The organism is Spirulina sp. CS-785/01, from assembly GCF_028330525.1.
Taxonomy (GTDB): domain Bacteria; phylum Cyanobacteriota; class Cyanobacteriia; order Cyanobacteriales; family Spirulinaceae; genus JAQMSD01.
Genome location: NZ_JAQMSD010000023.1, coordinates 1 through 11712 on the forward strand (window position 1 = coordinate 1; position 11712 = coordinate 11712).

An 11712-nucleotide genomic window follows, 5' to 3' on the forward strand; every position below is an offset into this window, starting at 1 on the left:
AAACGCCAGCACTTGGCCCTGTGGTCTGTAATTAAACAAAACACCAACGATGAGTGGAGGTAGTGTTACAGACGTAAAAAGCCCTTTGAAGTTTGTCGAGGCAAACCTTACAGTTTAACTGAGTGGCTGAAGAAGCCCTTGAAATCATGTGCAATTACACATTTCTCATAACCCTGCCCAAAATCAAACCCCTTTGAAACCTGTTCATCCGGCACAAGCCAGAAAACTCTAGGAGGGGTATAAGTAGGGCTTTGTGGCCTAATGTCAAAAAAAGTCGAGTAAATCCCCTACTAGAGGTTAACCCCAAGGCTCATTTATATTTGGGTTTCTTGTCCTTGAAACGTTTGATATTGGACACCTAACCAAGATTGAATTTGCTCTAAGGCTTGTTGCCACACCTCGTACCCCTCTGGGGTGAGGTGAATGCCATCGGTGGTGAGAGAGGATTTTAATTGGCCTTCATCATCGACAAAAAAGGCGTGGAGATTGAGATATAACAGGTTTTCCCGTTCGGCAATTTTGGACAAAGCGTGGTTTAAGCGGTTAATCCGACGGTTGAGGGTTGGCTGACGAGTGGGTAACAGGGATTGGAGGACGATTTTGGCTTGGGGATGTTGTTGTTTGAGTTGTTGCGCGATCGCAAGATAATTCTGCACAATTGTCTCATCCCTCACCCCCTGACGTAAATCATTAATCCCCACCATGACATAAATCGTCTGAGGCCGCGTTTCCGCGAACAAATGGAGGCGTTGGCGGAGTTGTTGGGTATTTTCCCCCGAAATGCTTTGATTGAGCCAGAATGAGCCTTTAGGGAATGCCTGACTGGGAAACCACGCACTCAGAGAGTCCCCCACGAATAGATTAAGCTGATTTTGTCCTTGTCCCCGTGCGATCGCAAGAGCCTCATACTTTAACAACCGTTTCCATTGTTCATAACTCGGTTGTTCCCTCGCCTCCTTCCACTGCTCATAAAAACTATTCCTCGGTAAGCGAGTATAAAGTTTCCCCCGCTTCAACGCCATCATACGCTGTTGATAAAACTGGGCCCCCGACACCGGACGAGGAAGGGTTTCTTCTCCATCCCCCCCCGAAAAGCGCACCAAACGAGACACCGCAAACCAGGGCAACTCCTCCCTATCCGGTTGTATCCCCTCTCCCCTCTCCAAGCTATCCAGTATCGTCTCTTGTGCTTGGGTTTGGTTTTCCTGAGTCTGTTTTTCGAGAAAATCTAAACCCTCTTCTAGCCAAATTTGAGGAGACTCCGCAGAAGAAACCGACAACGCTAATAAACTCATTGCCAAAAGGGGATTACTCATCTTTGAGACCTACTTCTAGACCGCTATAATGTACTTGACACAAGCAGAACAGGCATTTCAGGATAAACGAGACAAAACAAACAAGAACAAAACAAAAAAAGAAGGAAGAGATATATCTCTCTTCCCCTTTTTTCCCGCTTTGGGCGTATTTCGTTTTTCTTGCTTCGCTTCCGCTTTGAGTTTTTTACGCAGCGTTTGTTGTTGTTTCTTGAGTTGCCGTTGTCGTGCCGAACCGCCTTTCCCTTTATGATTGCGGCCTTGACGACGAGGCGACTCCCATCGTTTGAGCCTCATGTTGTATTTTTTTGTCACTCCTTTCGTATTATAACACAGGATAAGTTATTCTTGGTTATTTATTCTTAGTGCTTGGGTGAAGCACCCATTATCAACTATCAACCATCAACCCCGACGAGCATCTAACCACTGTTGGAGAATAATAGCAGCGGCCTTGCGATCGATGAGAGCTTTATTTTGGGATACAGAGATTTTATCCGCCTTCATCAATTCTTGTGCGGCCACAGACGTTAACCGTTCATCCATAAACTCTAGAGAAAGATTTAAAGCACTAGAGAGACGACGGGCATATTTTTGCACTTGTTTCGCTTGATAACCAATGTCCCCACTCATAGAATAAGGTAAACCCACCACCAACACCGTCACCTCCCGTTCCGTGACAATTTCTTGAAACCGTCGTACATCCTCCTGAAAGGACTTACGCCGCAAAGTCATTAACCCGGTGGCAAATAACCCCAACCCATCACACCCCGCAACACCGATTCGTTTTCGTCCAATATCAAGTCCTAATGCAGAAAGTTTGATCATAGGTAATTGGTCATAGGTAATTGGTCATAGGTAATTGGTAATTAATATTTTTCTCTGTGTCCTTTGTGTCTTTGTGGTTTTATTCCAGTAGCGAGAAACCGGGCTTCTACTTCCAGTTAACTCTTTTGGCCTAAAATTTGGAGAGAAACCCAGTTTCTCATCTCTATCAACAAACAACAAACAACAAACAACTATCCATTATCCATTGAATTCGGATGGCCGGGTTCAGACGGAGTTGAATTATTTGGGTTTTGATGGTGGGATTTAAACCAAGCCATCCGACTAGGGATAGGAGTGCGGGCTGGTTGTAACCCTTGGAGAACATCTGACAGTTGTAACGCCTCTAACGGTTTAGTTTCTCGGAGTTTATGCCAAACAGAACGAGACATTAAAGTCGTGTGTTCGGTGCGTTCAGCCCCTAATTTTTCCAAATATTCTTCCCGTTCCGGTTGATAGTCCGCAGAGGCCAATCTTAGGGGTTTGAAGGCTTTCTCTTTAACAATACGGGACATTTGGGTGATCAGTTCCGGATAAAGCCAAGTATAAGCCGGATGAACCGTGAGTTGGGCCTCATTGGGGGTATTCTCATGGGGAGAGAGTTGTAATTCAAAATACGCGATCGCAGCCTTCCGTTGGGGTTCAAATACATATCCCGTCACCGTTTCTTGATGATCTCCCCAATGCCGCACATTATTCACCAAAGACCGCAATAAGGGGGTTTTAAAGTCCGTAATATGCCGATCAAACACCTGCCGCAGTAAGGGAGGCATCGACACCGTATCCAGTTGATAGAGGAGTTGCGCGTCCGCATTACTCACCGGGAGTAAATTCGGTAAAGCCGGTTCTCGTTCCGCCAGTTCGCTGAGAAGCTCTGGAGAAATCTCCCAATAGGTCATTTGGGCCAGAGGTTGAAAACCATTTTGGCGATATAACGCCATGGTTTGCTTATCATTAACATTCACCTCTAACAACCAAGTCCTCGCTTCCCAAATGGTCTCAAAACAGTAGCGCAGCAATTGGGACCCCACATCTTTCACAGTGGCATTGGGGGGTTGAGTCAAGTCCACTAACACTCGTTCGACTTGCCACGTGCTGCGCGTGCGGTTAAAGGGGGACACTTCAATTAAACCCCGAACTTCTCCCCCTTGTTCGGCCACATACAAATGAAATTGATGTTGACTGGGGTTGGGGAGGAGTCGCAAGACCTTTAATAACCCGTACCATCGGCGAAACTGCTCCAATTGAGCAACCAAAGTTTCATCCGTCTGGTAAGGATTACCATGTTGGGCAATCAGTGTCTCTAAGGCTTCAAAATCACGGAGTTGTAAAGGACGAATTTCTATATTTTGCTGCTTGGACAGGGGTAAAGTCATGAATCTGGGGAGGGATGGGTGTCTGACCTTATATTAACTGATTCAGGAAGCGGACTCAGATAGATGTAGTCTGTTTGACAGTTTCCCCTTCCCACCCCTTGACTAGGGCTAGGGTTAAGCCAGCAAGGTTCGGGATTTTCCCGGAATCTTGCCCTAACCCTACAAACTATTTGTGTAGAGATGTAAACTAAATATTAATAATCCATTAATCTCCCTTAAAGGTATGTGGATTGAGTTTCTGTCTATGCCTGTGGGGGAAAGCTCAAGATTTTGCCCCTCTGGGATGGTCAAAGAGGATTTTGTGAGGTTTTAGTTTTAATGAAACAATTTGTGGTAATCGAGCGTTCTTTACTGGTGGGTCATATCCTCTCCATGATTTTTGGCTTGGCTGGTTTATTATTGGTGCTTCCCCATCCAGAATTTATTATGAATTTGTCAGAGATTGGCAAGACGGTCTTTCAGTGGTCCATGGCTGGAGGGGGTGTAGTTTATATGCTCTTAGGGGCCGCTGCGGTGGCGGTTTATGCCTATCGGGTGTTGGGTTGGCGGAAATGGCTGACGTTTATGATTCCGGCGGTGTTTTTATCGTTGGGGAGTGAATTATTGGGAACAAGTACCGGGTTTCCTTTTGGTCATTATCGGTATTTAAGCGGGTTAGGGTATAAAGTGGCCGGCCTAGTGCCGTTTACTATTCCCTTATCTTGGTTTTATTTAGGATGTGCGGCTTATTTATTGGCCCGAGTGGGGTTAGAACGGTTAAGTCTGCCTCGCTGGGTGCAGTTGGGGAGTGCAGTGGCCTTAGGGTCGTTATTATTAACCTCTTGGGATTTTGTCCTAGACCCGGCCATGAGTCAAACCACCGTCCCGTTTTGGATTTGGGAACAACCGGGTGCATTTTTCGGGATGCCGTATCAGAATTTTGTCGGTTGGTTAGGCACGGGGATTGTGTTTATGACGGTGGCCACCTTCTGCTGGTCCAATCAATCCCTGAATTTGTCACGGGAACAGTTACGCTTTCCTTTGGTGGTGTATTTAAGTAATTTGGCGTTTTCCACGGTGATGAGTTTAGGGTCTGGCTATTGGGTCCCGGTGTTGTTGGGGATGGTTATGGGGGTTATTCCGGCGATCGTGTTTTACTATTTAGCCCCTCCGGCCTCGGTCCTAATGTCCGAAACTCTCCAACAAACGGTTACTCCTGGTCAGTCAGCTAACGATACGGTTCAAGTCCCTATGGCTTCAGTGAAGTAAAATTGGTTTGTTGTTTGTTGTGTAAAACTCGCTTTTCCTTTTCCTGTTTTTTCTCTTGCAGAGAAGAACAGGTTTTTCTACGGACAACACCGTTGGTGACCAGTTAAAGTGAGACATCCTATTGTCTAGGGAGATGGGGGAGGGGGAGGTTCAAACTGTTCTAGTTTCAATGCTTCTCTATCTCCTCTATCCCTCGACAGTCCCGATACTCCTACACATTTGACAAAAGACAGGTTATCTTGACTTGTCACCAATGACCAATCACCAATCACCAATCACCCAAAATATGACCTCAACGTTCCTTAGTGCCATTGCACTCCTTTCCCTGCTTTTTACTTTACCCCCTTGTTTTATTTTCTTCTCCCGTCTGCTGAAAGGGCCTCAACGACAGGCCCCCATTTCTCCCCAACGGGCTACATTAGACCAATTAGGGACTACGAGTATTATTGTCCCTACCCTCAATGAAGCGGACCGCATTCAGCCTTGTTTAGATGGGTTAAAGCGGCAAAGTTATGAAGTGCGGGAAATGTTGATTGTTGATAGTCAATCCCAAGATGGGACTAGGGAGATGGTACAACAGGCACAAAGCCAAGACCCGCGTATTCGCTTAATCACTGATGATCCTTTACCGTCGGACTGGGTGGGACGACCTTGGGCCCTCCATAATGGCTTTTTGGCCAGTTCTCCCAAGAGTGACTGGATTTTAGGGTTAGATGCGGATACTCAACCCCAACCGGGATTGGTGGCCGGATTGCTTCGGGTGGCGAATCAAGAGGATTATGACCTTATTTCTCTATCTCCCCAATTTTTATTGGCTTATCCGGGGGAATGGTTATTACAACCGGCTCTATTAATGACGTTGCTTTATCGGTTTGACCCTTCTGGGGCAACTCCTTCTTCTCCGGAACGGGTGATGGCTAATGGGCAATGTTTTCTTTGTCGTCGTGGCATTTTGGAGGATATAGAGGGATATAGTGTTGCTAAGGGGTCTTTTTGTGATGATGTGACCTTAGCTCGTTATATTGCGCAACAGGGCTATAAGGTGGGCTTTCTGGATGGGAAACGAGTCCTCAAGGTGCGGATGTATGAGGGGGCTAAGGAAACTTGGCAGGAATGGGGGCGATCGCTGGATTTAAAAGACGCTTCAGCCCCTGGACAACTCTGGGGCGATCTCTGGTTACTGCTTACGGTGCAAGGTCTTCCGTTACTGCTCACGGTATTCTGGGGCAGTCTGTGGCTGTTGGGCTATCAAACGTTACCTGTGTTAATTGCCTTGGGGGTTAATGGACTGTTAGTGGGCATTCGCTGGAGTTTATTACTGGCGATCGCACCCTCCTACGACCGCAACACCCCCCAATTTTCCCCCCTCTTTTGGCTGTCTCCCCTTGCCGACCCCTTAGCCGTCTTACGCATTTTTCTTTCGGCTTGGCAAACCCCCAAACAATGGCGAGGCCGAGTCTATTCTAACTTTAATGAAACCGGATGATTGGGGGACTGAGAGCGGAAGCTCAGAGGATGCAGTAAAGGGCGCAAATTTCGCGCCCTTTACTCATGTTTAATCTACTCGTTCCAATTGCCAAAGGATTTGGTTTCCCTCCCGACGAACCCGCGAGATTACCCAATTTCGCCAAGGCCAATGATCCCCCCGACTGGTGACAGCACTCGCATTCACATCCATCAAATCTGCTAATTCGGAACTACTGATTAAATAGCCTCGCTCCGCAATTTCATCAGCAATCCGTAAGGTATTGATGAGGTGATTTAATTGATTGACCCGGACTTCACGGGGGGGTTGCAATTCTTCCGCAATGCTGGAATTTAGCTCACTCATAGTTTTTAAATAATGAAAGGTTTTTTACGGGCAAAAGTAATCTAGCTCACTATATCTAACCTACCGATAGCACGGATAATAAATCTGCTAATCCTGTTACCGGATGAGTGGGTTTTTCATAAATTTTCCCTTTTTAAGATAGCTTAAAACTCTTGTTTGTGTATCTGGGATAAAAAAATTTATACTCTCAGATGGATTTGGAGAATGAGTAATGGAGACTCGGTAATTGGCAATCGGTAATTGATACTCTCTATTACCCTATAAGTTTAGGTTTGTCAAGGGAGAGGCGGTACTGTTTTTGTATATAAAAATAGATTATGTTTTGATGGTTAATATATGAGACATTAGCATGAAAGGCTTGATTTTACAAAACTTAACTACCCCAAATCCCCAATTTCGGCAACGAGACAATAACTGTTACAGCTTTTCTTGACTCTAGAGTAATCTATGCTAGTATGATAAAATGCGGGCTTTAGTTATAACCAATGGGTCTAATAATCCCTTCAAACCCCCATTGGTACTGAATGCCTTGTCAGGAAATAAAAGTTTTTTTAGCTAGGGTGCTGAACGGATTTTTTAGGAAGTTTCTTGTGCTGCACTTGACAAAAATATCAGAGTATGTTAATAAACGTCTTCTGAAAAAGTGTTTTTGGGCAGAAAGCTTTCGGGAGTCGGGAGTTGGGAGTCGGGAGATGGGGAAGATGGGGAGTAACAACTGTTTACTCTCGGTGAAACTAAAAATCGGTGGAAGTTGGCTAAAAGCCTTGCTGTGATTAGTTTCTGTCCTTCTTCTTAGGTTAACTTCCTCCTTCAACATCTGCCCTCTGCCCTCTGCCATCTGCCTTCGGATGCTGGTTACTGTTCCCTGTTCCCTATTCCCTAAAAACAAACAACAAAACGACTACCGCCCTAGAACCACAAACGCTGCCCAGTGATAGGGATGGGCATAGGGCGGGTCAGTTGCTTGGAACTTCGCCGGGTCATCTTGAATGCGGCCAGCCGCATCGGTAAACTCCTCCGCCAAACCACTTAACGTCCCTTCTAACTCCTTAGCCCGGTCAAAATACCACTGCACCAACTCCCCATAAGTCACCGTTTTTAACCATAACTGGGCTTGCTGATAGGCCACCGTCACCGGACTGCCTTGGGATAAACGGCGATAAAACTCAATCATAAACAAAGGACGGGCCCCCGATTCCACCGTCCAGAGGGATTTCAGCACATAAGACACCCCTTGACTATACAAATAAACCGCTAACCCGGCCTCATCCGTCACCGTGGCCGCTGACTCTGGTGTCACCACCGTATCTGCTGCCGCAAAACTGACCAATTCCATCTGTGAACAAGGCAAAGCGGCCAACTCTTGCCCCAGTAACCGTTCTTGGCCACTCAAAGCCAAAGCCGACTGACGGGGGAATTGGCGATTTTTAAAGGTATGGGTGAGGAAGTGACAGAGACGCGGACGGTTTTGCAAGGCGGCCAAGACTTCGGCTTTGGCCGCAGGGGATTGAGACCGATGAAGGGAGTCACCGCCAAATTGTTGGGCCCAGGAGAAGTAAGCCGCAATCATGGTGGCCTCTAAACTGGCATTGGGAAACTCTTTCAAGGGTTGGCCATTCCAGTCTTGGCTATCGGGGGCTGCTACGGTGAGAAGGTCTAATTGAGAGGGGGGTGGGGTGGGTTGGGGTTGCCAGTTGGTGGCTGCTGGGACATCCGTTTTTAGCCAAGGATCAGGTAAGACGGCTTCGGGTTGAGAGGGAGGGGTGGGGGAGGGGGACTGGGAGAGGAGTCCCAATTGGACCGAGGGGAGATAACTCAGGGTTAAGGAGTCGGGGAAAAAGAGATGCAGGGGCAGTTCATGTAAGCTGGAGTGAGGGACGAGGATGACTTGTTGAATGTCCTCACTGTCGATTTCTTGGAGAATTTGGTCAATTTGTAGGATAGTCCGTAACTCTTGTAATTGTTGGGTGAGTTGTTCGGGGAAAGCGGCAGTTTTTTGCCAGTTATGCCACCATTGCCAAAATTGTTGTCGTCGCTGACGGGCTTGTTTGTATTCGTCGCCATTATTTTCACTGACTTGAGTGATGGGTTGTTCCCCTGGACTAGGGGGGGGTTCACTGTTGCTGGTGGTTTGGTCTTCTTCTAGTCCTAGGAGTTCTAGGAGGATGGCGAGGGAGGCTTCACTGTTCTGTTTGGCTTGTTCAATGCGCGATCGCAAGGAGGGATTTAAGACCACATTGAGGACTACGTTGGGGGTATAACCAATAATTAACGGTTCAGTTTGTCCAGGTTTCACCACAAAGGTAGTTAATGTTGCTGGACTGAGATGCCAATAGACTAGGGCGGTTTGGGGAGTCAGTAAGGTTTGAATATCCGTCCACTGACAGCTAGTGTCCCGTAACTGAGGCTGATCTAACAACCAAGAGAGAATAATATTTTTACTCTGTTCCGCTTTTTCTAGGGCTTTGACTCGTTCCCCCTCTTGAATGGCAAGATCAACTTGGAGATGATAGAGGCCCGCCAATTCAAAGACGGTTTTTTGTTGTTGGGTGGGGGAGGAAAGGGTGGCCAACAGCGTTTCTAATTGGGCAGTTGCCGTCTCTTGTAATTGTTTTGCCTTCTGGGTTTCCTCTAAGCCCAAAAGCGTCAGGAATTGGTCCCGTAGGACGTACAGATGGGCGAGAGGAAACCGATCTGGGGTTAAGGCCGTTTTGGCCGCTTCGTAAGCTTGTAGGGCTTCTCGCCACAAGCTGGCGGACTCCTCTTGATCTTCCCCGGCTTGAAACTGGGTGAACCCGATATGATGTTGTAGTCGGCCCCAGCCCTCTGGGTGTAGCTGGCGGGGAAAATACTCTAAGCCTTGTTTGAGGGTGGCTAATTTACCGCCGTATCCCCGTTCATTGAGATGGGGGTTATTTTGGGCCATGGGACTTAATGCCGTGAGGAGTAAGTCCGCTTTGGGGGATTGTTGGACGGCTTCGGCCCGATCTTTCCAGGTTTGCCAGCGTTGGGCTTGGAGTTGTAGGGAACGGTCATAACAGGCGATCGCTTCTTCACTCCGTCCTAACTTTAATAATACCGCCCCTCGACTATTCCAATAGGTGGGTCGGTCGGGATTGAGAGTTAAGGCGCGATCGTAAGATTCCAAGGCTTCGGGATAGCGGTGGGCTTTAGCCAATAAATGCCCCCGTTGTTGCCAAAGGTGACTATCCGCTTCATTCATAGCCAAAGCCCGATCAAAAGCCGCCAGTCCTTCTGGAATACGTCCCAAGGCCGCTAACACTTGTCCACGACTCGACCAAACTGGGAGAAAGTCGCTTTGTAAATCCAACGTTAAATCATAATCCGCCAAGGCTTGGCCATATTCTCCCACCGCAGCTAAGGCGTTGCCTCGTTGCCAGAGAATTTGGAGATCATTGGGTTTCACTTCCAATGCCTTGTTATAACTGGCAATGGCCTCTTGAGGTTGTCCTAGGGAAGCCAAGGCCACCCCGCGATGAAACCAACTGTCTCCATCATCACCCTTGAGACGTAATGCCCCATCGTAGCTGGTGACGGCTTCTTGGTAACGCCCCATATTTTTTAAACTATTGCCCCGACTATACCAAGCCTTATAAAAATCCGATCGCAATTCTACTGCCCGGTCATAACAAGCAATGGCCTCCTCACTCTGCCCCAAACTTTCTAAACTATTGCCCCGACTGTACCAAGCCTTATGGAAATCCGGCTTAATTTCAATCACTTTGGTATAGGCGGCCAGGGCTTCATCGTAGCGTTTTAATTCATCTAGGGCTAACCCCTTGTTATACCAAGCCTTATGGAAATCTGGTTTAATTTCAATGGCCCGGTTATAGGACTCTAATGCCTCCTCATAACGCCCTAAATTCTTCAACCCTAAGCCTAAATTGCCCCAGGCTTGATAATAGTCGGGTTTAATCTCGGTGGCCTCTTGCCAGGCTGCGATCGCACCCTCAAAATTCCCCTCCTCATACGCCTTCACCCCCCGATTAAACGCCACCTCAGCCGTCGCATTTTCCGGGGTAGCAGTGGCCGGAGAAGGACTCCCTATGGGTTGAGGAGAAGCAGGAGAGGGAGGAGTCGCAGCAGCCGGAGGAGGAGTCGGAGACACCGAAGGTTTTTGACTTGTCCCCTCTCCCTTTTGATTAATTTGTCGCACCAACTCCTGAATAATTTCCTGGGGATCCGTCGTATCCAACCCCAACCGTTTGGCCACCTGTTGCACCAAATTTTCATCTTGTTGGAGACGGACCAATAACTCATCTAAAGTAATGGTTTTTGCCCCCTCACCCCCTAAATTCAGAGGATCAGCTTGAGACGAAGGACTCTCCCCCGCCACAGGCATTTCCGTCTCACGGGTTTCCGCCCTAGACATTTCCGTAAAACTTGCAGGGGAATCATTCTCTGACTCAACCGGAGGATAAGCGGGAGTCGGGGGGGGTTCATACTCCCAGGTGTCACTATCCTCTTTTTTCACCTTCGCCAACAACAAACGACCAATCCCACTGGCCGTATCCCCAACTTTTTGTAAGGCCACCGATGAACGAGTCACCTCTCCCAACGCAATCATCTGCTTGGCCAACTCCTCATCAGGATTAGAGGCCGCCAATAATTTCGCCCCATAGCGTTGCAGCCACTCCACCCATTGTTCCTTACTCCCTCGATGTTCCAACGCTTCAAAAAAGCGTTCTACTCGAAGGGGTTGCCAACCATGGGCAATTCCCTCTAAAAGTTGATTAAAGAGAAACTCCCGATCTTTATCCGTTAACTGTTGTTCCTCATCCCCCGACTCCACCGATTCAGTCTCGGTGTCCGTTGTCACGGGATTCATATTATTTTGGGGGTTAAGCTGTTGAGAGAGATTTTTGAACCACTGCAACATCTGTGTCAATCCTCAGTTAAATCTTTAAGAGGGGGTTAACCTCTAGTAGGCTATTTACTCGACTTTTTTTGACATTAGGCTACAAAGCCCTACTTATACCCATCCTGGAGTTTTCTGGCCTGTGCCGGATGAACAGGTTTCAAAGGGGTTTGATTTTGGTCTATGAGAAATGCGTAATTGCACATGATTTTCAGGGCTTCTTCAGCCACTCAGTTAAACTGT

General features: G+C 47.5%; 8 protein-coding genes. 2 read left to right on the forward strand and 6 right to left on the reverse strand.

The window, feature by feature from the left end:
* Nucleotides 1–314: 314 nt before the first annotated feature.
* The 4 genes from PN462_RS00815 to PN462_RS00830 all read right to left on the reverse strand — a co-directional run bounded on the left by PN462_RS00815 (nucleotide 315) and on the right by PN462_RS00830 (nucleotide 3511).
* Entirely contained in the window at nucleotides 315–1316 is a 1002-nt protein-coding gene (locus tag PN462_RS00815) for a DUF459 domain-containing protein (protein ID WP_272125925.1), read from the reverse strand.
* 57 nt (nucleotides 1317–1373) lie between these two features.
* Nucleotides 1374–1610: a hypothetical protein gene (locus PN462_RS00820; protein ID WP_272125926.1), complete on the reverse strand. Its 237-nt coding sequence runs from the start codon at nucleotides 1608–1610 to the stop codon at nucleotides 1374–1376.
* 105 nt (nucleotides 1611–1715) lie between these two features.
* A complete protein-coding gene (gene ruvX, locus PN462_RS00825; RefSeq protein WP_272125927.1) occupies nucleotides 1716–2138 on the reverse strand; it encodes a Holliday junction resolvase RuvX in 423 nt (140 codons plus the stop codon).
* A gap of 191 nt (nucleotides 2139–2329) precedes the next feature.
* Complete coding sequence (locus PN462_RS00830) at nucleotides 2330–3511, reverse strand: GNAT family N-acetyltransferase (RefSeq protein ID WP_272125928.1); 1182 nt, start codon at nucleotides 3509–3511, stop codon at nucleotides 2330–2332.
* A 318-nt stretch (nucleotides 3512–3829) separates the two neighbouring features.
* Between PN462_RS00830 and cruF the strand changes: the two genes are divergently transcribed.
* Nucleotides 3830–4759, forward strand: coding sequence for a gamma-carotene 1'-hydroxylase CruF (gene cruF / locus PN462_RS00835; RefSeq protein WP_272125929.1), 930 nt, complete (start codon nucleotides 3830–3832; stop codon nucleotides 4757–4759).
* Nucleotides 4760–5045: 286 nt separating this feature from the next.
* Nucleotides 5046–6245 carry a 2'-O-glycosyltransferase CruG gene (gene cruG, locus PN462_RS00840; RefSeq protein ID WP_272125931.1) on the forward strand — a complete coding sequence of 400 codons (1200 nt, stop codon included), beginning with the start codon at nucleotides 5046–5048 and terminating at the stop codon, nucleotides 6243–6245.
* A gap of 69 nt (nucleotides 6246–6314) precedes the next feature.
* Here cruG and PN462_RS00845 read toward each other — a convergent pair whose 3' ends face one another.
* Together PN462_RS00845 and PN462_RS00850 are read right to left on the reverse strand one after the other, a co-directional pair.
* A complete protein-coding gene (locus PN462_RS00845; RefSeq protein WP_272125932.1) occupies nucleotides 6315–6590 on the reverse strand; it encodes a hypothetical protein in 276 nt (91 codons plus the stop codon).
* Between the two features lie 901 nt (nucleotides 6591–7491).
* Complete coding sequence (locus PN462_RS00850; RefSeq protein WP_272125933.1) at nucleotides 7492–11490, reverse strand: CHAT domain-containing protein; 3999 nt, start codon at nucleotides 11488–11490, stop codon at nucleotides 7492–7494.
* Between the last annotated feature and the right edge of the window lie 222 nt (nucleotides 11491–11712).

Coding starts and splice junctions, on each gene's coding strand:
- PN462_RS00815 (WP_272125925.1), bottom strand. CDS start 1,316: ATGAGTAATCCCCTTTTGGCAATGAGTTTATTAGCGTTGTCGGTTTCT.
- PN462_RS00820 (WP_272125926.1), bottom strand. CDS start 1,610: ATGAGGCTCAAACGATGGGAGTCGCCTCGTCGTCAAGGCCGCAATCAT.
- ruvX (WP_272125927.1), bottom strand. CDS start 2,138: ATGATCAAACTTTCTGCATTAGGACTTGATATTGGACGAAAACGAATC.
- PN462_RS00830 (WP_272125928.1), bottom strand. CDS start 3,511: ATGACTTTACCCCTGTCCAAGCAGCAAAATATAGAAATTCGTCCTTTA.
- cruF (WP_272125929.1), top strand. CDS start 3,830: ATGAAACAATTTGTGGTAATCGAGCGTTCTTTACTGGTGGGTCATATC.
- cruG (WP_272125931.1), top strand. CDS start 5,046: ATGACCTCAACGTTCCTTAGTGCCATTGCACTCCTTTCCCTGCTTTTT.
- PN462_RS00845 (WP_272125932.1), bottom strand. CDS start 6,590: ATGAGTGAGCTAAATTCCAGCATTGCGGAAGAATTGCAACCCCCCCGT.
- PN462_RS00850 (WP_272125933.1), bottom strand. CDS start 11,490: ATGTTGCAGTGGTTCAAAAATCTCTCTCAACAGCTTAACCCCCAAAAT.